Annotated in this window: 20 protein-coding genes; 6 read left to right on the forward strand and 14 right to left on the reverse strand. The window is 47.8% G+C overall.

Features of this window, described 5'->3' with window-relative positions; all coding sequences use genetic code 11:
* Window positions 1-172: 172 nt before the first annotated feature.
* Entirely contained in the window at window positions 173-1,654 is a 1,482-nt protein-coding gene (locus A4V09_RS11705) for a UxaA family hydrolase (protein WP_065542512.1), read from the forward strand.
* A gap of 91 nt (window positions 1,655-1,745) precedes the next feature.
* Complete coding sequence (locus A4V09_RS11710; RefSeq protein WP_065542513.1) at window positions 1,746-3,245, forward strand: tagaturonate reductase; 1,500 nt, start codon at window positions 1,746-1,748, stop codon at window positions 3,243-3,245.
* 41 nt (window positions 3,246-3,286) lie between these two features.
* Here A4V09_RS11710 and A4V09_RS11715 read toward each other — a convergent pair whose 3' ends face one another.
* From A4V09_RS11715 to A4V09_RS11745, 7 genes are all read right to left on the reverse strand, one after another.
* Window positions 3,287-4,129, reverse strand: a complete 843-nt coding sequence (locus A4V09_RS11715) for a class I SAM-dependent methyltransferase (protein WP_065542514.1) — start codon at window positions 4,127-4,129, stop codon at window positions 3,287-3,289.
* Between the two features lie 41 nt (window positions 4,130-4,170).
* Window positions 4,171-4,650 (reverse strand): LURP-one-related/scramblase family protein, encoded by a 480-nt coding sequence (locus A4V09_RS11720; RefSeq protein ID WP_065544746.1) that lies wholly within the window; start codon window positions 4,648-4,650, stop codon window positions 4,171-4,173.
* Window positions 4,651-4,664: 14 nt separating this feature from the next.
* The gene (locus A4V09_RS11725) at window positions 4,665-5,627 is read right to left on the reverse strand and encodes a beta-ketoacyl-ACP synthase III (RefSeq protein WP_065542515.1); all 963 of its coding nucleotides are present in this window, start codon (window positions 5,625-5,627) and stop codon (window positions 4,665-4,667) included.
* A 150-nt stretch (window positions 5,628-5,777) separates the two neighbouring features.
* Window positions 5,778-6,779 carry a TM7S3/TM198-like domain-containing protein gene (locus A4V09_RS11730; RefSeq protein WP_157123499.1) on the reverse strand — a complete coding sequence of 334 codons (1,002 nt, stop codon included), beginning with the start codon at window positions 6,777-6,779 and terminating at the stop codon, window positions 5,778-5,780.
* Between the two features lie 123 nt (window positions 6,780-6,902).
* Complete coding sequence (locus A4V09_RS11735) at window positions 6,903-7,439, reverse strand: DUF5662 family protein (protein ID WP_065542516.1); 537 nt, start codon at window positions 7,437-7,439, stop codon at window positions 6,903-6,905.
* Complete coding sequence (locus tag A4V09_RS11740) at window positions 7,439-9,337, reverse strand: glycogen operon protein GlgX (protein WP_242964077.1); 1,899 nt, start codon at window positions 9,335-9,337, stop codon at window positions 7,439-7,441. The genes A4V09_RS11735 and A4V09_RS11740 overlap by 1 nt, the downstream gene beginning before the upstream one ends.
* Window positions 9,338-9,350: 13 nt before the next feature.
* Window positions 9,351-10,925, reverse strand: coding sequence for a ClC family H(+)/Cl(-) exchange transporter (locus tag A4V09_RS11745; RefSeq protein WP_065542517.1), 1,575 nt, complete (start codon window positions 10,923-10,925; stop codon window positions 9,351-9,353).
* Between the two features lie 262 nt (window positions 10,926-11,187).
* Between A4V09_RS11745 and A4V09_RS11750 the strand changes: the two genes are divergently transcribed.
* Both A4V09_RS11750 and A4V09_RS11755 read left to right on the forward strand, forming a co-directional pair.
* Window positions 11,188-11,583: a DUF1292 domain-containing protein gene (locus A4V09_RS11750; protein WP_065542518.1), complete on the forward strand. Its 396-nt coding sequence runs from the start codon at window positions 11,188-11,190 to the stop codon at window positions 11,581-11,583.
* An 81-nt stretch (window positions 11,584-11,664) separates the two neighbouring features.
* Window positions 11,665-12,558 (forward strand): amidohydrolase family protein, encoded by an 894-nt coding sequence (locus tag A4V09_RS11755; RefSeq protein WP_065542519.1) that lies wholly within the window; start codon window positions 11,665-11,667, stop codon window positions 12,556-12,558.
* 65 nt (window positions 12,559-12,623) lie between these two features.
* Here A4V09_RS11755 and A4V09_RS11760 read toward each other — a convergent pair whose 3' ends face one another.
* The 4 genes from A4V09_RS11760 to fabV all read right to left on the reverse strand — a co-directional run bounded on the left by A4V09_RS11760 (window position 12,624) and on the right by fabV (window position 15,031).
* Window positions 12,624-12,827: a hypothetical protein gene (locus A4V09_RS11760; protein WP_065542520.1), complete on the reverse strand. Its 204-nt coding sequence runs from the start codon at window positions 12,825-12,827 to the stop codon at window positions 12,624-12,626.
* A 23-nt stretch (window positions 12,828-12,850) separates the two neighbouring features.
* Window positions 12,851-13,102 carry a hypothetical protein gene (locus A4V09_RS11765; protein ID WP_065542521.1) on the reverse strand — a complete coding sequence of 84 codons (252 nt, stop codon included), beginning with the start codon at window positions 13,100-13,102 and terminating at the stop codon, window positions 12,851-12,853.
* Window positions 13,099-13,365, reverse strand: coding sequence for a hypothetical protein (locus A4V09_RS11770; RefSeq protein ID WP_065542522.1), 267 nt, complete (start codon window positions 13,363-13,365; stop codon window positions 13,099-13,101). Before A4V09_RS11770 ends, A4V09_RS11765 begins: the two co-directional genes overlap by 4 nt.
* 490 nt (window positions 13,366-13,855) lie before the next feature.
* Complete coding sequence (gene fabV / locus A4V09_RS11780; protein WP_065542524.1) at window positions 13,856-15,031, reverse strand: enoyl-ACP reductase FabV; 1,176 nt, start codon at window positions 15,029-15,031, stop codon at window positions 13,856-13,858.
* Window positions 15,032-15,345: 314 nt separating this feature from the next.
* Here fabV and A4V09_RS11785 point away from each other — a divergent pair, with 314 nt between their 5' ends.
* A complete protein-coding gene (locus A4V09_RS11785) occupies window positions 15,346-15,939 on the forward strand; it encodes a TetR/AcrR family transcriptional regulator (protein ID WP_065542525.1) in 594 nt (197 codons plus the stop codon).
* A gap of 51 nt (window positions 15,940-15,990) precedes the next feature.
* Complete coding sequence (locus tag A4V09_RS11790) at window positions 15,991-16,755, forward strand: nucleoside phosphorylase (protein ID WP_065542526.1); 765 nt, start codon at window positions 15,991-15,993, stop codon at window positions 16,753-16,755.
* 169 nt (window positions 16,756-16,924) lie between these two features.
* On the opposite strand, the gene A4V09_RS11795 is transcribed toward A4V09_RS11790, so the two are convergent.
* The 3 genes from A4V09_RS11795 to A4V09_RS11805 all read right to left on the reverse strand — a co-directional run bounded on the left by A4V09_RS11795 (window position 16,925) and on the right by A4V09_RS11805 (window position 20,192).
* Window positions 16,925-17,437, reverse strand: a complete 513-nt coding sequence (locus A4V09_RS11795) for a dUTP diphosphatase (protein ID WP_065542527.1) — start codon at window positions 17,435-17,437, stop codon at window positions 16,925-16,927.
* 27 nt (window positions 17,438-17,464) lie between these two features.
* Entirely contained in the window at window positions 17,465-17,956 is a 492-nt protein-coding gene (gene nrdG / locus A4V09_RS11800) for an anaerobic ribonucleoside-triphosphate reductase activating protein (protein WP_065544749.1), read from the reverse strand.
* A gap of 139 nt (window positions 17,957-18,095) precedes the next feature.
* Window positions 18,096-20,192, reverse strand: a complete 2,097-nt coding sequence (locus A4V09_RS11805; protein ID WP_065542528.1) for a polyribonucleotide nucleotidyltransferase — start codon at window positions 20,190-20,192, stop codon at window positions 18,096-18,098.
* Window positions 20,193-20,252: the final 60 nt, after the last annotated feature.

Raw genomic sequence — 20,252 nt, forward strand, 5'->3', positions numbered from 1 at the left:
AAGTTTTCTTCTGTGTTTTTGTATGATTTTAATAAATTTCTTATTTTTTCCCGGATTTTGAAAATTCATGTTGACGAAATCTCCGCCAAGTTGTAGATTTAATGTAAGCCCTTACATTTCAAACTTTCCTATTATTTGGAATTGCAATTTATGAAGGAGGATGAAAATTCCCATGCAGACTTATCTGAAGATCCATCTGGATGACAGTGTTGCCGTAGCGCTTACACCGCTTACAAAAGGCACTTCTGTCCATTTGGACAACAAGGAACTCCTGTTATCAGAGGATATTCCCCAGGGGCACAAGTTTGCCCTGAAGGACATCCGGACAGGTGAGGCAGTCGTCAAGTACGGCTCCCCAATCGGACTGGCTAAGGAGGATATTGCCCCAGGCACCTGGATTCATACACATAATATGAAGACAGGCCTGGGCGAGCTTCTCACCTATTCGTATCATAAGAACACGGCTGAACTTCCCGCTACAGAAGACCGCTTCTTTAAAGGCTACAAAAGAGACAGCGGCCGGGTGGGTGTCCGCAACGAAATCTGGATCATCCCTACTGTAGGCTGTGTCAATAACGTGGCATCCGCCATTGAAAAACAGGCACAGATTTATAAGACCGGCACCATTGACAATATCGCAGCATTTCCCCATCCGTACGGATGTTCCCAAATGGGGAATGACCAGGAATACACACGGCAGATACTTGCAGACTTGGTCAACCATCCCAATGCAGGCGGTGTTCTTGTACTTGGGCTTGGATGTGAAAACAGCAATATTGAGGAATTGAAAAAATATATTGGGTCCTACGATCCCCAAAGGGTTCGATTCCTGACAGCCCAGGAATCCGAGGATGAGATCCGTGATGGACTTGCTATGATCCGGGAACTTGCAGATTATGCAGGCTGCTTTACAAGAGAACCCATAAGCTGCAGGGAACTTGTCATCGGTATGAAGTGCGGCGGAAGCGACGGTCTGTCCGGCATCACTGCCAACCCCACTGTGGGAGGTTTCTCTGATCTGCTCATCTCCAAGGGCGGCACCACTATTCTGACGGAAGTACCTGAGATGTTCGGCGCAGAGACCCTGCTAATGAACCGCTGTGCCAATGAGGCATTGTTTGCCAAGACGGTGGACCTGATCAATGGTTTTAAAAATTATTTCAAAAGCCACAACCAGACAATCTACGAAAATCCGTCACCCGGCAATAAGAAAGGCGGAATCTCCACTCTGGAGGACAAGTCCATGGGATGTACCCAGAAATCAGGCAGCGCGCCCGTGAAAGGTGTTCTCTCCTACGGTGAACCTGTGAAGGAAAAGGGACTGAACCTGTTGAGCGCTCCGGGCAATGACCTGGTAGCCTCCACTGCTCTGGCTGCTTCAGGGGCTCATATTGTCCTGTTTACCACAGGAAGAGGCACCCCTTTTGCATCCCCTGTGCCCACTGTGAAAATTTCCAGCAATTCAGCGCTCTATGAGAAGAAGAAAAACTGGATCGACTTCAACTGCGGCCCCTTGGTGGAGGGTGTCACATTGGAGGAGTTGAGCGGCCAGCTTTTTGAATATGTGCTGCGCGTAGCTTCCGGGGAGAAGGTTAAGGCAGAGGAAGCTGGTTTTCACGACATGGCGATTTTTAAACAGGGTGTGACCCTCTAAATCCACACCGCTGCAGTCAGACACAAAGCCGGGTTTTAATCGGGTCTGTCTGCAGCTTAAAGGTAAATATACCGACAGGAGAATAGAAATCATGGAAAAACTCGGTTATCAGATATTAAAAGAAAAAAAATATAAAGGCTATCTTCTCCCTGAGGCTCCTGAACGTGTACTCCAGTTCGGAGAAGGCAATTTTATGCGCGCCTTTACAGACTATTTTATTGATGTATTAAATGAAAAGACGGGGTTTAACGGCAAAGCAGTCCTTGTACAGCCCAGGCCAAAGCGCCCAGGCCACAGCCTTGCCGATGATCTGAATACACAGGAAGGGCTCTATACTTTATACCTGCGGGGCTTTGAAAATGGCAGAAGGGTCAACGATAAGCGGGTCATTTCCTGTGTCAGCCGATGTCTCAATGCCTATGCAGACTATGAGGCAGTTATGGCTTGTGCGGAGAATCCGGACCTTCGCTACATAACCTGCAATACAACTGAGGCAGGGATTGTGTACGACCCTTCCTGCGCGTTTGAGGATAAGCCGGCTGCCAGCTTTCCGGGTAAACTGACCCAGTTCCTATACCGCCGCTATGAAATCTTTGGCCGTAACAAAGGAAATGGATTTGTCATCCTCCCCTGCGAACTGATCGCTGAAAACGGAAAAGAGCTGAAAAAATTTGTGCTCTCCTATGCCAGACAGTGGAACCTGGAACAAGATTTCCTCACTTGGCTGGACGAAGAAAACATGTTTTGTTCCACACTTGTGGACCGGATCGTGACCGGGTATCCCAAAGGGGAGGAGGATAAGCTGAACCAGGAAAACGGCTGGGAGGATGCCGCCATGGATACCGGAGAAGTATTTGCCTTCTGGGTAATAGAAGGACCTGCCTCCTTAAAAGAGGAACTCCGGTTTGAGGAGGCAGGACTCCCGGTACTCATCACAGATGACCACAAACCATACAAGGAGCGCAAGGTGCGCATCTTAAATGGTGCCCATACCTCCATGGTCATGGGCGCGTATCTGGCCGGATTTGACATTGTGCGTGACTGTATGGAGGATGCCGTCATCTGCGGTTTTATGAATCATGCGGTCTATGACGAAATCATCCCTACCCTGTCTCTTCCAAAGGAAGAACTGGAAAGTTTCGCATCTGCTGTCACAGAGCGTTTTAAAAATCCGTTTATAGACCATGCACTGCTGTCCATCTCCCTGAATTCCACTTCCAAGTGGAAAGCAAGGGTACTGCCGTCCTTGAAAGCCTATGTGGAACAGACAGGAAAACTGCCTGTCTGCCTCACCGCATCTTTTGCTTTTTATCTGGCCTTCTACCAGGGCAGGGAACTGACAGATACCGGGCTTGCTGCCAGCCGCCCAAAAGGTGACACTTACACCGTATCGGACGACCGGAGTGTGCTTACCTTCTTCGCCGCCCATAAAGAGGATGGACCGGAAGAATATGTACACGCAGTCTGCACCAATGAGACACTCTGGGATATGGATCTGACATCCCTGCCCGGATTTGAAACTGCTGTGACAGATATGCTGAAAAAGATTCAGAAAGACGGCGCATATGAGATGATGAAGTCTGTCTGCTGATTTAGTGCAATATAATAACCCCAAATGGAAACCTGTATTTTTCAGTTTCCATTTGGGGCTAGTTTCTGTGCGACTGCACAGATTGTAACATCTTTCCCTGTATATTGTTTCCCTGCCACATCATCATAAAATTCTGTACAGGTAAGTCCCTCACCTTCTATTTCCGCCTTAAAGGTTTCCCTGGTGTACCGTTGATTCCAAAGATTATAGCAGGCACAGTCGCCTTCCGTGATTATCAGATATTGTTCCAGGGTATTGGCAGTTTCCCGGTATCGGTAATTGCGCCGTATCACCACATGGGGGGCCGCGGACCAGAATCCCTCCTTCTGATACTGGACCGTTTCAAGTTCTTCAAACGGTGCCGCATCCGTAAATCCGTCGAGAATCAAAATCCCGCCTTTTTTCAGGGCTTTTTTGATTTTTCCAAGAAGAATCTTCCTGTCCATTGGAGGCAGCACCCCAAAATCACAATAGATCAAGGTAATGACATCAAATTCCTCCCGGTAATCCATTTCCAGATAATTCTTATAATAATATCGGATTTCCCTGCCCACCTTCGCAGCGTGTTCTTCCGCGTACCGGACAGAACGCCTGGAAAAATCAAGACCTGTCACCTGGAATCCCCGCGCATCAAACAACTCGGCATAAAGCCCCGGTCCACATCCTAGATCAAGAAGTCTTTTTCCTGTCCCACCCCCGCAGAAATCTGCGATCCAGTCCGCAGATTTTTTTATAAAATCATGCTGTCTGGTGGCCCCCTCATCATCCGGATCCAGGTGCGCTTCCAGCATATACTTGGAAATATGTACATCATCCCAGAAAGCAGAGGTACTTGGCTCATAGACCTTAGGCTTTTGTTTCATGTAACTGATTATATTTTCCATATGATCCCTCCCTGTCAAACGCTCTGTTTTCTCTGCTGTGTCTACCGTTTTCCATCACTGCAGTTTGCGGCATCAATGGCGATCACGGTCAGCAGCCCGATCAATTCATCATCCAGGCAGGCATAATCAATCACATACGTGTCACCCCAATGGAAGGGTTCCTTCCGGATATGCATGATAGGGCAGCATTCCTGATAGACATCATAGTCCCATTCCAGAAAGTCTCCCTCCACTCTCCAGTCGTTGTAATCAATCTCGTATTTGGGTTTAAACAGAGCAAAGCGCTTTTGTATACTTCCCAGAACCCTGCCGCCTGTTATCAGCTCGAATCTGGGCATGACGGTCATCAGTTTCTCTCTCACCATACCCACTTCCTCACCGGTGTCGTGGCGATAAATACGAATCTTGTGGCCAATAGAAAGAAACTCTCCTTTGACAAAATATTTTGGTGTTCCGTTCTCATCATATACATCATAAGTATCCGTCCAGGAAAACACTCTCTGTTTTATCAGTAATCTCATATATTCTTCCTCCTTTACCATTCAACCAGTACAGCACCCCAGGTAAGCCCTGCTCCGAAACCTGACAGGACAAGCTTGTCCCCTTTTTCTAATTTTCCCTCACGGTTCATCTCATCCAGCAGGATTGGAATACTGGCTGCCGAGGTATTACCGTATCGCTCCAGGTTTACGGGGAATTTCTCCTCATCCTCCTTCAGCCTTTTTGCCACAGACTGGATAATTCTGCTGTTAGCCTGGTGCAGAACATAATACTTGATCTCCTCTTTATTTATTCCTGTTTTCTCAAGCACCTGCATGATACACTCCGGTACCTTCTTCACTGCGAATTTGAACACAGGCTGTCCTTCCATGGCTACATAGTCCGTCTCCTGTACACCTGGCACCAGTATATTTTTCATCTGGCGTGCGCCGCAGGTGAGAACGCCGTCACCTCTGCCGTCTGACCACTGGACCATGTCCACAACCCCACTCTCATCAGCTCTTACCACAACAGCGCCCGCTCCGTCCCCGAACAGCACGCATGTACTCCTGTCTTCCCAGTTCAGCAGCTTTGACAGGGTTTCCGCTCCGATTATCAGTGCATTTTTATAAACTCCGCTCTTTATATACGCCTGGACTGTACTCAGTGCAAACACAAACCCGGAGCAGGCTGCGCTCAGGTCAAATCCCACAGCATGAGAGGCGCCGATGGCCTTCTGCACCTGGCAGGCAGTGTTTGGGAAAAAGGAATCCGGCGTACAGGTAGCCACTATGATCAGCTCCACATCCTCAACATCCATGCTGGCATTCTCCAGTGCCTTTTTCGCGGCACGGCATGCCAGTATTGCTGTATTTTCCTCTTTTGCGATTCTTCTCTCCCGGATTCCGGTACGCGTGGAAATCCATTCATCGTTTGTGTCCACAACCCTGGATAAATCATCGTTTGTCACAATATTTTCAGGAACTGCACTGCCTGTTCCCACTATCCTTGCTACCATACTTTTCCTACCTCTTATTCCATCATATTTTCACCGAATCCTATCCGGGAATTCCTTTATGTCTTAAATAGTTTGATAATCAAATCTTTTCTTTCAAAGTATACTAAGAAAGAAGCCGTTTGTCAACTACACAAACGGCCTCTCGCCTTCTTACTCGTCTTCTTTATATATTTTCTGGATTTCCTGGGAGAGTTCCCGGCTCAGATCATCCAAGTCAATTCCCGCTCCCACACCACTGTATGAGGAATGGCCCGGTTTCAGTCCGGTATTATAATCCTGTTCCCGCAGTTTTGCCATATCGGGGATTTCCCTTGTCCTTTCTCCCGGCTCCTCTGTCTGTCTGCGGAGTGTCTGACTCTGGCGGCCGCTTCCCTGGCTGCTGCTCCCGCTTCTTCCGCTCCTTAAAGGGGTCCGCCCGGATGATGCATTGCCGCGGCTCTTCTCTGTAGTCTTGTAAACGGTCTTCTTCTTTGTCTTCTTTTTTCTGCCCGGCAGCGAAGGAAGGCTGAATTTCCTCTTTTTCCGGTTAAATAAAGGCTCCCCGCTGCTCCCCCTGCCCTGTTTTTTCTCCCTGTTCCGAAGAAGGGGAGCCGCCTGCACCGCAATACCCAAAAAAGCCAGGATCAGACCCAGCAGCCAGGTCCCTGCACCGCCGTCTTTGCCTGTCATAGAAAACAGGATCCTGATCGCTCCCAAACCACCGCAGATCCCTGTAATACCGATGATCACATATTCCTCATAACCGATGGCCATGGTAGCGGCAAAGATTCCTATGGCAATGCAGATGATCCTGCCTGTATTTGTGGGCGCGCTTAAAAAAGAGTTTGCCAGCGCATACACCAGGCCCGCGCACAGCACAAAAATCCCCAATTTATAGAAAACCCAGGCAAGCAGGCCAAGCACCAATGCACCAGCGATCCCTGCAATTACCGCGTACTTTGCCTCATGAAGAAAATAATATCCCGCGATTCCGCCTCCCGCGGCACCGATCAAAAATCCAAGGATACTGCCCCAGATTTTTCTGAGCTTATATCCCATAAAACAATTCAGCAGTGCAAAAACAAGCCCTGCCAGCATAATTCCCGTCGTATACTTTTCCGTAACATTCCCATACTGGGAAGTTACAATGTTTAAAATATCTGCCGGATTCATATTAATCACCTTACCCCTTATCTGAAATGTATTTATTTGTAACGCTTCACGTCTGTTTCCTTCCCGGTACTGCCCAAAGGCCCCCGTACAAGTAAAAACCACTCTCTCCCCTGATACCGGATTTTACTTTTGTTTTAAATACACGTTTTTAATATACTCCAGGGTATCTTTCTCCCCTTTTTCTGCCAGCATGCGCAGCAAAAACTCCAGATCCTCATTGGTCTTCTCATGCACAAACCAAAGCCGGTCCCTGCTCTTCAGAAAATACGCCAAAGGTGCCTGGTCCGTATAGGTTCCGGGATTATAGACCCTGGAAGCACTGATCCGGTCCATGACCATCTCTGCAATATATCTCCTGGGCATGGGAACGCCCTGTATGACGGTTCTGCAATCCACACCATAGTCCACCCAGTGTTCAAAATGGTGCTTGTTTCTTCCATAATGATGGATCCAGGAAGCAGACAGTCCCGTGGCCTCCCGCTCTGCATTGTTCGGGCTTCTGTTTCCCTGATAATACCTGCATCCCACGGAAAACTCCGTCCAGGAATATTTTGACAGGTCGTGCAGAAGTCCCTGCCGGTACAGACCTATCTTAAAACAGTAGCGCATGACCAGCAGCTTATGGCTGGTAATTGTCTTGAAATGTGCCCATATATGCATTACGCTGTTTCCTGCTTTCCGATTAATATTGCAATGGTTCTGGACGGCACCTCCACAGATCTTTTTCCTTTTCCTTTCTGCTTGGCCGTCTTCACATCTTCCTCTGTAAATACCTTTCCTTCCTGCTTGCTGGTGCTCACCACGAATTTCCACACAGCCCCTTTCGGCAGATTGGGGAGTGCAAAGTCATGGGGCATCCAGTGCAGATTGTAGGCTACAAACAAAAACTCTTTCTCCTGCCTGCCGTAGTCTCCGCAGTACATCATGCCCAGATGCCGCAGATTTCTCTCACAGGGCGCATACCATGCCTGCGCTCCATGATAAGACAGATCAGGATACCCAAGTGCCCTGTAATCCACGCCCTTCAGCTCCTCCTGCATGTGCAGGATATAATATTTTTTTCTGAAGGCAATGGCCTCTTTCACAAATTCGTACAATTCCTGATTGGATTTGAAAGCATTCCAGTCCACCCAGCCCATTTCATTGTCCTGACACCAGGCATTATTGTTGCCCTTCTGGGAATTTCCAAACTCATCGCCCTGGAAGATCAGAGGCGTTCCCTGGCTTAACAGAAGGAGCAGAAATGCGTTCTTAAGCTGCTGCAGTCTCAGCTCCCTGACCGTTCTCTTCCTGGTTTGCCCCTCCGTCCCGCAGTTCCAGCTGCAGTTATACTCCATGCCGTCCCTGTTGTCCTCACCATTGTCCTCATTGTGCTTTTCATCATAGGACACCATATCCATCATAGTGAAGCCGTCCTGGTCCGCCAAATAATTAATGATTCCCGTCTCTTTTGGGTTCCTGCGGTTCCGATAAATAAAATCCTCCAGCATGTTCTCATCACTTTTCAGCAGATGGCGCATGCAGTAAAGAAATCCTTCATTATACTCTGCCACATTTTTATAGGCAGGTTCTTTTCCCCGGTAAAGGTATCCGCCGTCCACATCATGGAAAAAGAGTTTCGTCCTGGAAAGCAGTGCATCCCTCACCAAAACCTCCTGGCAGATGCCGCTCCCCATGAGATGAAATCCATCCACGTGGTACTGCAGCTTCCAGTAATGCAGAATATCCAGCATAACTGAAGGACTGACAGAACCATCAAAATAGAACTCCATCAGACACTCCATCCCAGCCTTATGAAGAGAATCCACCAGATGGGAAAATTCCCGCACGGGTCGGTCCGTGGCACAAAAAGATGCCTTTGGTGCGAAATAATTAGCTTCCCCTGTATATCCCCAGCAATTTACCTTCGTTGGCTCACTGCTCTGATAGGCTAAGGAAGGGTTTCCCCGTCTCCCGCTGCTTCGTTCTCCTATTGTTTCCCTGTAGTCATAGGCAGGCATTAAAAGCATTGCCGTGGCCCCCAGGTTTTTCAGATACTCTATCTTCTGCTCCAGTCCCTTAAATGTCCCTTTTAAACGCACCCTGGAATTTTTCTGCATGGTATACTCCCGCACCTGCAGCTTATAGATAATGGTATCGGCCAGGGAGGAGGGCTTAAAATCCTCATCCTGCCATCTGTACTTGTCTTTCCGGAAACCACACCGGATGATATCCGGATTTTCACTCTGGGCCTGGCCGAACGGCCCTGTACCGGACAGATAGACCGCATAGGGGTCCTGTATCACTTCATTTCCGATACGGTAATTATACTCATAGCGGTCCGGAGAAATACCATCCACACAGACAGAAATCAAATTTCCTATCTTTTTCCCGTCTGTTAGTGTAATCTCCTTCACCGGCTCTTTCTCTCCTGTATAGTACAGAAGTAAAAATGCCTCCTCCCCATCGGGGACAGAAACTGTAAACTGATATCCCTTATCTGTCCTGGTAACTCCCGGTTTTCCCGGATATACGGGCAAAGCTTGTATCTCCTTTGATGCCTCGTCACTTCTCTTCATCAAGCTGTCCACCTCATTTCAATTTCTCCTGCTCCGAACACAGGACCTCCATCCTGTCATGTACTGCCGGCGCATCCTGCTCATCTGTCATGGTAATAATGGTATCACTGGCCATTAGTATGGTGCGCCCCTTTGGGATCAGTTCCACACCGCTTCTCTGTACTGCCACCAGAAGGCAGTTTTTCGGCCATTCAATCTGCTGCACCATTTTATTTTGCAGCTCACAGTTATGGCGTACCACAAACTCCTGTAAAATCTTTTCTCCTGTTTTCTCCGGCACCGGCTCGCCCCGCTTTCTCAGCAGATTTTCCAGCAGACTCTCATAAATAGGCTGTGACTTCACAGCAGTTGCCACCAGAAAGGCCACAATAGACACCAGAGACAGGGACAGCATCTGGCTGACACTGCCTGTCATCTCAAAAATAAGGATAATACCTGTGATAGGCGCCCGCACGATAGCTGTAAAATATCCAGCCATTGCCAGCATGATCAGATTATTCAGATAATCCGGGTCAAGTCCCAGGTACTGCACCGCAAAAGTTCCGTATGCTCCGCCGATCAAAGCTCCCAGAACCAGCAGCGGAAAGAAAATGCCTCCCGGTGCGCCGGAACCAAAGGAGATGGCGGAAAATATAAGTTTCATCACAAACAGCAGGAGGATGGTTCTCAGCATCACATTGCCCTCTGTGATAATATCAATAATATTATGTCCGCTGCCCAGGATTTCCGGCATAAGAAAACCCAATGCCCCAGCCAGCAGGAACGGAATGAGAAGCCTGGTCGTCTCCGCTCTCTTTCCCTTTATTTTTCCAAACAATGACTGGGAAAAAAGCGTCATCTTATTATAAAAAGCTCCCATCAGTCCCAAGATGATCCCCAGCACAATAATATGTCCATAATACTTAGCCGGAATAGAGCCTGTTATCTCAAACTGAAACACAGAACGGAATCCCAGAAATCTGGAAGATATGTAATCTGCCGTGATGGACGCTGTCATGACTGACACCAGCACAGACACGGAAAAGTTCTTGTGGATTTCTTCCAGAGAAAACATAACGCCTGCCAGCGGCGCATGGAATGCAGCGGAAAGACCGGCACTTGCACCGCAGGTGAGCAGGAACTTTTCCTCTGTCTTGCTCCTGTCCAGTATTTTCGATACTGCCTTTCCCGCCATGGCCCCAATCTGTATGGACGGGCCTTCTCTTCCCAGGGACAACCCTGCGAACAATGACAAAAAGCCGCCCAAGAATTTTGCAGGCAGCACTTTCCACCAAATCTGATTTAATTTTCCTGCCATCTCTCCCTCCACCTGCGGAATACCGCTCCCGGAGATAAATGACTCATATTTTACCAGACGCCCCACAACACAGGCCAGAATAAATAATACCAAAAACCAGCCCCCTGCAACCAGGGGATATTTTCTTCCGTAATCAAGGACCATGTTCATGCCCCTGCCCGCGTACTCCAGCAGTACCCGGTACAAAAGGACCACAAGTCCGGCCACAATTCCCACCAGAAACCCTTCTGCTGTCAAAATAGACTTAAAATGCTCTGCTCTCTTAATCACATAGGAAGTGTCCCGCTTCACAATGATTCCTCCCTCTTTGGTACCTCGCCTTTTACAAAAGACTACCCGCAACTGTTCCGTACGTTCACAGTTACGACTATTCTCATTATACGTGTGCCCCCATAAAATTGCAATCGCCAATTCGTAACAGTTGCAATCTTTTCCTTAATCTGATAGTATGAAAGCAGTCCAAATGCGGTGCAGAGCCGCATTTGGAAAACTGAAAGGTAACTGTAAAATCACTGGACAGTTACACTGAAAGAAAAGAAGAGAGGTATCACATATGAGTGAAGAAACATTCACAGCAAATATCGGAGGCTGCGACCCAAGCGACTGCGCTTCCTGCAGTTCTGACTGTCAAAGCGCCGGCAAAGGCTCTATCCCAAGGGTTCCGAACCCAACCATCAAGCTGACCCTTGAGGACAATACGGTTTTGGAGTGTGCCGTACTCACCACTTTCCCTGTGGAGGACTTCGGCGAGTTCATTGCTCTTGTTCCCCTTGACAAAGACGGCAAGAGTACATCCGGGGAGACCTATCTGTTCCGTTATGCAGAGGATGGAGACGGCAACCCTGTTGTGACTAATATTGAACGGGAGGATGAGTACATGGCTGCTGCTGAGAGCTTCCATGAATTTATCGCCAATCTTCCAAGTGAAGAGGCAACAGAAAAAGAGTAACGGCAGTGACGGGGGAGAGAAACCGGTAACCCCCATCTGTAAAATTACCGGGTTTGGATCGAAAGAAGCGGAGGAATTGCCATGCATGATTTTAAGATCTGGGACAGCCATGTGCATCTGTTTCCCCCTGAGATTTATCAGAACTGGGAGAAATACGCTGCCAGGGATAACTGGTTTGCCCTTCTCACAAAAAAGCCGGAAAACGGCAAAGGAACGGAGGAGGCCTGGGCCAATGCGGAGGAAGCCTTGGAATGCGCGGACAAAGCCGGTATTTACGGCCTTGTTATGCAGGGTTGGTATTGGAACGATGAGGGCCTCATGACCATGCACAATGATTACATGGCTGATATGATGAAACGTCATCCCCACAGGCTGAAAGGTTTTCTTTCCATCAACCCAAAGTTCCGTGAAAAAGCTATCGCTGAGATTGAGCGTTGTGTAAAACTGGGTTTTACCGGCATCGGTGAGCTGGGGCCGGGTGGAAATGGATATGACTTTGAGGATTCTGATTTTATAGATGTGCTGGAGTGTGCACAGCACTATGGCCTTACTGTGTGTATTCACTGCGGGGAACCGGTAGGACATGCCTATCCCGGCAGGGACTTTACCAGCCTGGCTCCTATTCCCGCACTGGTTAAGAAATATCCCGATTTAAAGCTCATTTTGGCCCATATGGGCGGCGGACTTCCTTTCTATGAAATGAATCCCAAATACAGCGGGAACTTCAAAAATGTCTGCTACGACACAGCCGCGAATCCTCTGCTGTATAATATCCGCAGTTTCCGGGCTGTCATCTCCATGATCGGAAGTAAACGTCTGCTTTTCGGAAGTGATTTTCCGCTGCTGCTCTATCCCTCCAAATGCAGGGAGATGGATTTTTCCATGTTTGTGGAAGATATCAGAAAACATGGAGGGCTTACGCAGGAAGAGTGGAATGATGTGATGGGCGACAATCTGATACGGTTTTTGTCATAGGCAGACCGGAAAGTAATACAGCCAGCCGGAGGATAGCTGAAGCTCATCCATCCGGCCGGCTTTTCTTATGTCTGTTTCTGTGTCATGCTTTGCAGCTCTTTAAGCCGCTCCAGCGGAATGCCTGATTTCTCTGATACTACCTGGGGGGGCAGAATATCAAGAAAACTCACGGCCGCCTTTTCCATGCCTTTCAGTGTTCCCCGCCTTTCTCCTCTTCTTTCTCCTTCCCGTTTTGCATCCTCGGTCAGCATACTGTACAGCCACGTCATACTAAGCACCTCCTTAATCTCTTCTAACTCCTCTTTTTCCAGAAATTTTTCTGCCAGTGTGTACAAAACACCTGTCTCTGTTTCCCCTCCAGCTTTCTTAAAAGCCCGTCTCCATCTTTTTCAGACAGTATCACAGGGACCACTTTATAAGTATTTTTACCGCATCTCATACTTGTGACAGGATGTTTTACCTGACGGCTGTACATAACATAGGTCACAACATCAATCCCAAACTGGTAGCTGATAATACTCTCATAAAGCCGGAACCACCTCATATCCTCGATTCCTCCGTCTCTGCTCTAAACTCCAGATGCCCGCAGGAATCATCCTCCAGGATCAGGTTCAGATCCTCATAGTATTTTTTCAGTTCCAGATGAACGCTCTCTGTGGGCGCTATCCTTATTACCTTCTGTTTCACGCCCACCATAGGCAGCAGTTCTTTGGCAAAAAAAGACACAGCGGTCTTCATAGCCTTGTCTTCATGCTCCGAATGGGCAGGAAACATCTGCTGTACACCGGACGGTCTGGATTTTTTCACCGTACCTCCTTGCAGGTACTCTGAAAAAGCATCCGCTTACATCAATATCACTGTCTCTGTATCCGTAAATATAGATACAGGTTCCCTAATAATGCAATAGCAAATTAGCGCTTTGCAGAAAACGGTTTTACCATTATTTTTCTGTTTTTTTGGAAATTCTGTCCTGAACAGGACGTGATAGATTTTAAATAAAATTGTAATAAAGCATAACAGAGCGGATAACTTACCAGAGAATACCGCAGTCCGAGAAAACCTGCCTTACAAAAGCAGATGGCCGATGCATATATGTATGCTGCAGCTGCTATGTTTAAAGTATACGAAAAAAACCGAAAAAAAGCAATCTTTATTTTCCAACAGTACCGGCAGAAAAACCATCCGCACCTTCCGCTGCGCCTACGTTTTTGTGCCGGCACTCAAAACGCCTCCCGGTCAGTCCACCCCGTGATCTGCCCGGAGTCAAAGCGTGTCTGAAAATACATCCCCGTGATCATTACAGACTTGGAATCTCCACCTGTATGTCCACATCCCTGCTGTAATCTACATTGTCAAAATGGAAACCGAACATATGATAGAAATCTTCCCAGTATCCTTCTATATCTGAAAGCTTCTTTACATTCTCTGTATCCACCTCTTTCCAGCAGTCCATGACAGCATCCTGTACCTGAGGTGCCAGTTCCCAGTCATCCATGCGGATGCGGCCCTGTTCATCCATGGGAATTTCTCCTGCAAACAGCTTGTCATGAAACAGGCGTGAAATCTGCTCAATACATCCCTCATGTGTCCCTTGCTCCTTCATTACTTTATACAGAATGGCAAAGTAAAGAGGCACAATGGGAATGGCTGCACTGGCCTGTGTCACAAGGGCTTTGTTCACTGAAATATAGGCTTGGATGCCCGGATGTTTTTCCCTGATCCTGCCAGCGGTCTCTGTGAGGTGCTTTTTCGCCTGTCCGATGGTTCCCTCTGTATAAATAGGATAGGTAAGTTCCGGCCCAATGTAGGAATAGGCCACAGTCACCGCATTCTCAGCCAGCACGCCTGCATTTGTCAGCGCGTCCATCCAGTCCATCCAGTCCTCGCCGCCCATAACTTTGATGGTGCCCTCCAGCTCCTCATCATTGGCTGACTCTACCGTCTTGGTTACAATGGTATTGTTTCTTAAATCCAAACTCTTCTCCGTGAAAGCTCCTGTTGTCGTCTTCAGTGTGGAGGACCATGTTTTATTGTCCGCAGTTGTCCTTCTTGGGGCTGCCAAACTGTAGATCACCATGTCAACCTGGCCCAGGTCCTCTTTTATCATCTCAATTGCCTGCTGCTTTACTTCCGCTGAAAAGGCATCTCCATTGATGGATTTTGCGTAGAGACCTTCCTCCTGCGCCAACGCTTCAAAAGCCGCCGTGTTGTACCAGCCGGGTGTGGCTGTTCTCTTGCCATTGGACGGTTTTTCAAACATAATGCCAATGGTAGCTGCCTGACATGCAAAAGCTGCCGTAATCCTGCTTGCCAGCCCATATCCTGTGGATGCGCCGATTACCAACATCTTTTTCGGTCCGCATACCTGACCTTTTTCCTTCACATATGCGATCTGTCTTTTTACATTTTCCCGGCACCCTTCGGGATGTGCTGTTGTACAGATAAATTCCCTTACCTTAGGTTCAACGATCATTTCTCTATCCTCCGACTTTTTTATTATCTGAAAGCAGAGTTTTCTTTCCGCACAAGGATTGCCTGCCCTCTGCCTGACAGGACAGCGGCACTGGTCCCTTGCCTCTCCACTTACTTTTATTTTCTAATAGTTTGATTACCAAAGTATATTATCATAAATACAGGTGAAATGCAACCCGGTAATTTTATTCCAGAGTGTAACACACATCCTGCCAAAAGCAGTTTTCAAAAAAACTCTAGTTCCCATTGACAAAACGACATCCATGTCGCATAATAAAAAGCAACACATGTGTCGCAAGTGAGGTAAAATATCCTATGGGAGCAAAAGGTGAAAAAACAAAACAGCTAATCTGTGAAAGCGCATTTTGTCTGTTTGCAGAAAAAGGGTTCAAAGATGTAACTATGAAGGATATCTGTGAGAGAACAAAACTCAGCCGGGGCGGGCTTTACCGCCACTATGAAAGCACTTCACAGATCTTCCTGGAAATTGTCAAAGTGCTGATGGCCAGCCAGCAAAACGAGTTTGAAGAGAAAATCAAAGCAAAGGTTCCCGCACGTGATATCCTATATGATGTGCTGGAACGCTATGAAAACGAAATGACTGACAGTGAGCATTCTCTCAGTATTGCCATCTATGAATTTTTCAGCAGCCCTTCCATGACCAAGAGCAATAACTCTATCCGGGAGCAATATGAAACGTCAAAAGACATGTGGACTGCCCTTATCCGCTACGGGATACAGACCGGAGAATTCTCTTCAGTAAACCCGGAAGCTGTTTACAACCTGATCGTGTTTTCTTATCAGGGAGTCCGCATGTACAGCAAACTTATGGAGATTGATGATCGTATTCCCAAAGGGATCACCAGTCAGATCAAAACGCTCCTGTTAAAAGACCCGGCTGGCTGTTGACCGGCTGTCAGGTACTGTAACCACAAATATGAATGATAGAAAGGGGAAAACATGCAAACCGTATTTTACAGAAATGAACTTCCCGGCCAGGCCTTTATCAATCCCACGGATACCGTTCCGCGGGTGCCGGGATTTCCCAAACTATGCGTGTCCACATATTCCGAAAAAATCATCAAACACATGGCTGCCCTTGACGGTGTGGAGATCATTGCACATCTGTATACAGCCAATGGACGTATTCCAATTTATAAAATTGTCTATGGCGGCAGGGAAATTGCATTTTATATGTCTCTGGTAGGTGCCCCTGCCTGTGTATGTGGTTTGGAGGAGGTGGCAGCCATGGGTGCAGAGAAATTTGTCTTCTTTGGATGCTGCGGTATCCTGAATGAAGAGGCTGCCCAGGACCGAATCCTTGTTCCCACAGGGGCTGTCCGTGATGAGGGGACCAGCTACCACTATCTCCTCCCGGATAATGAGATCCTTTCTGACAGCCACTCTGCAGAAATATTAAAGGGCTGCCTTGAAAAATGCGGATACCCCTATGTCTGCGGTAAGATCTGGACAACAGATGCCATATACCGGGAGACAACACCACAGATAAAAGCCAGGAAAAACCAGGGCTGTATTGCCGTGGATATGGAGTATTCCGCTCTGCTGGCCGCTGCACAATTCCGTAATCTGCCGTTTATCCAGTTTTTCTACGGGGCAGACAGCCTGGACAATCCCACATGGCAGCCCCGCGATCTGACCGACTACGGCCTTTCCGGAGCAAATAAGTACTTGGCCCTTGCTTTTGAATGTGCTCTTGCTATGTAAACTTTCCCTTTTATATTTGATATCTGCATTCTGAATATCAGAATAAAAGAAAATGCAGTGTTCAATCCGGTAAAAACCCGGCAGGCTGCGCAGATTATTGTGCAGTCTGAACAGATAGGGAAAACAATGACGGATAGGGGAAAAATCATCCAGGTTTTCTAGAAAACTATTATTTCGTTGTACTGCCAAAGCCTCCGTTGCGGACTTCACATACATCATCATCCACGGTAATCCCATACTCTACGAAAATACCCTGCGCAAAGCCAGTACCTGCCTCCACGTTTACGGTCTTGCCTTCATTGGAATCATTGGTGACCTTCACAAAAATATGGCCTTCATTATCTGAATAAAAGTAATCGCTGTCAATAACACCAACCGTATTATTAAGCTGCAGGCGGTATTTGAATCCCAGCCCGCTTCTTGGATACAGCTTAAGTACCCACCCCTCATCCATCTCAGCACGCACCCCTGTGGGGATCTTCATAGTCTCACCCGGTTTCAGTTCAAATGAAAGAGGGCTGTAAAAATCATACCCTGCGCTTCCGGCGGTAGCTCTTTTTGGAAGCTTTATGCTGTCATATACTGCCACTGTCTCCGCCTCTGTCACCTGGCCAAAGGTATCCTTCCATCCTTCTGCAAACTGTTCTCTGCTCACTTTATGAAATTTCGCGATTCTTCTCATTGTCATCTCCTGTATGTTGTTTTTTATTTACTCTGCGTGCAGTATTACATTCCCCTCTTTCAGGGACCTCTGTACGTCAATTACCCTTTGGTTGGAACTTCCCTTCCATTTCAGGGCAATGTCTTTCTTCTCTGTGACAAATTCGCCGTCCACCAGCACATCCAGATATTGAAGTATCTCTTTTCCCTGGAGTTCCTCCCACAGATATCCTGTGTACAGCCATATGGTCCTGGCTGGAAACTTTTCCTTTATTTCCTTCGCCAGTGCCGTCACATCCGGCACATTTTGAAAATACAGAGGATCACCTCCGGAAAATGTGATCCCGGATATGTAATTCCTGCTCAATTGTTCAAAAACCTCTTCTTTTGCTGCCTCGTCAAAAATAAGGCCATTTCCCCAATCCCAGGTGATGGGATTCTGACAGTCCTTGCAGCAGTGAGAGCAGCCGGATACCCATAAGACTACCCGCAGGCCATCCCCGTTTAGCATGTCATCTTTTGTAATATTGTGATATCTCATGAACTTTCCCTCCATAAGCATGCAGCGGCGGCTGACAGGCCGCATGCATCCTGACGCATGTACTGCGCCTCCGCGCATAAAAGGGGAGAACCGGCGGCCCGGATACAGGCGGCTTGGCTCTCCCCTCACTATTTTTGAATTACTGTGCGTCCTTCGGCACGTCCTTGATGCTGAAGCTGATTCTTCCCATCTTGTCCTTGCCCATGCAGATTACCTTTACCTTGTCTCCAAGAGTCAGCACATCCTCAACACGGTTGATTCTCTCTTTGGCGATCTTAGAGATATGAACCATACCTTCTTTGCCGGGAGCGAATTCCAGGAATGCACCAAAATCTTTGATGCTTACAACCTTGCCTGTATAAATCTGGCCTTCCACAAAATCTGTGGTGATGACCTTCACATAGTGAAGCGCCTTATCCATCATCTCCTGGTCTGTGCCGCAGACAGAAACAGCACCGGTATCATCAATGTCAATCTTAACACCAGTCTCATCAATGATCGCATTGATGGTCTTTCCTCTCTGGCCTACCACATCACCAATCTTCTCAGGATCGATCTGGATCTGGATGATCTTCGGTGCATACGCATTCACGTGGTCTCTCGGAGCCGGAATACATTTTTCCATAACTTCTGTCAGGATGTACTCTCTGGCTTCTTTTGTTCTGGCAATGGCCTCCTCGATGATCGGTCTTGTCAGTCCGTGGATCTTAATATCCATCTGGATCGCTGTGATACCGTCATGTGTACCAGCCACCTTGAAGTCCATATCTCCAAAGAAGTCCTCAAGACCCTGGATGTCAGTCAGTACAAGATAATCATCATCTGTATCGCCTGTCACAAGTCCACAGGAAATTCCCGCTACTGTTTTCTTGATCGGAACGCCTGCTGCCATCAGAGACATAGTGGAAGCACAGATACTTGCCTGTGATGTGGAACCGTTGGACTCGAAAGTCTCAGATACGGTACGGATCGCGTACGGGAACTCCTCTGTTGTGGGGAGTACCGGCACCAGGGCACGTTCAGCCAGAGCACCATGGCCAATCTCACGGCGTCCCGGTCCTCTGGATGGTTTTGTCTCACCTACGGAGTAGGATGGGAAATTATAGTGGTGCATGTAGCGCTTGCTGGTCTCAAACTCATCCAGTCCGTCCAGTCTCTGTGCCTCGGAAAGAGGAGCCAGTGTCGTGATGGTACAGATCTGTGTCTGTCCACGGGTAAACATAGCGGAACCGTGTACCCTGGGGATCAGGTCTGTCTCTGCTGCCAAAGCACGGATCTGTCTGATGTCACGGCCATCCGGGCGCTTGTGGTCCTTCAGGATCATTTTGCGGACAGTCTTCTTCTGGTACTGGTAAACAGCATCAGGAAGCAGTGCCAGCCACTCTTCATTATCAGCAAAGGCCTCTTCCAGTTTTTCTGTGATCACACGGATGTTGCCTTCTCTTGTCTGCTTGTCATCTGAGAATACAGCTTCTTCCATGGCTTCCGGTGTGACAACTTCCTTGATCGCCGCAAACAGTTCTTCCGGAACTGCGCAACTTTCATAGGTGTGTTTTTCTTTTCCGCATTCAGCCACGATCTTATCAATAAATGTGATGATCTCACGGTTCACATCATGCGCCATGAAGATCGCCTCGATCATCTTGTCTTCCGGAATCTCGTTGGCTCCGGCTTCGATCATGATAACTTTTTCTCTTGTGGATGCAACGGTAAGCTGCAGGTCTGAGACATCCTTCTGCGCAAGTGTAGGATTTACGATCAGCTCTCCGCCGATCATTCCGATCATAGTTGCAGCACAGGGGCCGTCAAACGGAATATCGGAAATACAGGTTGCGATGGAAGAACCCAGCATAGCAACCACCTCAGGATTGCAGTCCGGATCAACAGACATTACCATATTGCTCAGAGTAACGTCATTTCTATAATCTTTAGGGAACAGAGGACGCATGGGACGGTCAATGACACGTGAGGTCAGGATCGCATGTTCGCTGGCCTTTCCCTCTCTCTTGTTAAATCCTCCCGGGATTTTTCCGACTGCGTATAATTTTTCTTCGTACTCAACACTCATAGGGAAAAAGTCAATTCCCTCTCTGGGTTTGTCGGAAGCTGTTGCTGTAGATAAAACGGTGGTATCACCGTAATGCATGAAGGCTGCGCCGTTGGCCTGCTTTGCCACACGGTCAATCTCTACCGTCAGGTTTCTGCCTGCAAGTTCCATGGTAAAACTCTTGTACATATTATATCTCCTTTTCGTTCTTCGGCGTTGCGCTGTCCGAAACAACTGAAAAATGCACTT

It is taken from the genome of Blautia pseudococcoides, assembly GCF_001689125.2.
In the GTDB taxonomy this organism is placed as follows: Bacteria; Bacillota; Clostridia; order Lachnospirales; family Lachnospiraceae; genus Blautia; species Blautia pseudococcoides.

What these genes read in the sequence shown, in the direction of transcription:
- A4V09_RS11710 (WP_065542513.1), top strand. Translation starts at nt 1,746, where the DNA reads ATGGAAAAACTCGGTTATCAGATATTAAAAGAAAAAAAATATAAAGGC.
- A4V09_RS11785 (WP_065542525.1), top strand. Translation starts at nt 15,346, where the DNA reads ATGGGAGCAAAAGGTGAAAAAACAAAACAGCTAATCTGTGAAAGCGCA.
- A4V09_RS11805 (WP_065542528.1), bottom strand. Translation starts at nt 20,192, where the DNA reads ATGTACAAGAGTTTTACCATGGAACTTGCAGGCAGAAACCTGACGGTA.
- A4V09_RS11760 (WP_065542520.1), bottom strand. Translation starts at nt 12,827, where the DNA reads ATGACGTGGCTGTACAGTATGCTGACCGAGGATGCAAAACGGGAAGGA.
- A4V09_RS11750 (WP_065542518.1), top strand. Translation starts at nt 11,188, where the DNA reads ATGAGTGAAGAAACATTCACAGCAAATATCGGAGGCTGCGACCCAAGC.
- A4V09_RS11715 (WP_065542514.1), bottom strand. Translation starts at nt 4,129, where the DNA reads ATGGAAAATATAATCAGTTACATGAAACAAAAGCCTAAGGTCTATGAG.
- fabV (WP_065542524.1), bottom strand. Translation starts at nt 15,031, where the DNA reads ATGATCGTTGAACCTAAGGTAAGGGAATTTATCTGTACAACAGCACAT.
- A4V09_RS11790 (WP_065542526.1), top strand. Translation starts at nt 15,991, where the DNA reads ATGCAAACCGTATTTTACAGAAATGAACTTCCCGGCCAGGCCTTTATC.
- A4V09_RS11795 (WP_065542527.1), bottom strand. Translation starts at nt 17,437, where the DNA reads ATGAGAAGAATCGCGAAATTTCATAAAGTGAGCAGAGAACAGTTTGCA.
- A4V09_RS11740 (WP_242964077.1), bottom strand. Translation starts at nt 9,337, where the DNA reads ATGAAGAGAAGTGACGAGGCATCAAAGGAGATACAAGCTTTGCCCGTA.
- A4V09_RS11730 (WP_157123499.1), bottom strand. Translation starts at nt 6,779, where the DNA reads ATGAATCCGGCAGATATTTTAAACATTGTAACTTCCCAGTATGGGAAT.
- A4V09_RS11765 (WP_065542521.1), bottom strand. Translation starts at nt 13,102, where the DNA reads ATGAGGTGGTTCCGGCTTTATGAGAGTATTATCAGCTACCAGTTTGGG.
- A4V09_RS11735 (WP_065542516.1), bottom strand. Translation starts at nt 7,439, where the DNA reads ATGCATATATGGGCACATTTCAAGACAATTACCAGCCATAAGCTGCTG.
- A4V09_RS11755 (WP_065542519.1), top strand. Translation starts at nt 11,665, where the DNA reads ATGCATGATTTTAAGATCTGGGACAGCCATGTGCATCTGTTTCCCCCT.
- nrdG (WP_065544749.1), bottom strand. Translation starts at nt 17,956, where the DNA reads ATGAGATATCACAATATTACAAAAGATGACATGCTAAACGGGGATGGC.
- A4V09_RS11725 (WP_065542515.1), bottom strand. Translation starts at nt 5,627, where the DNA reads ATGGTAGCAAGGATAGTGGGAACAGGCAGTGCAGTTCCTGAAAATATT.
- A4V09_RS11720 (WP_065544746.1), bottom strand. Translation starts at nt 4,650, where the DNA reads ATGAGATTACTGATAAAACAGAGAGTGTTTTCCTGGACGGATACTTAT.
- A4V09_RS11705 (WP_065542512.1), top strand. Translation starts at nt 173, where the DNA reads ATGCAGACTTATCTGAAGATCCATCTGGATGACAGTGTTGCCGTAGCG.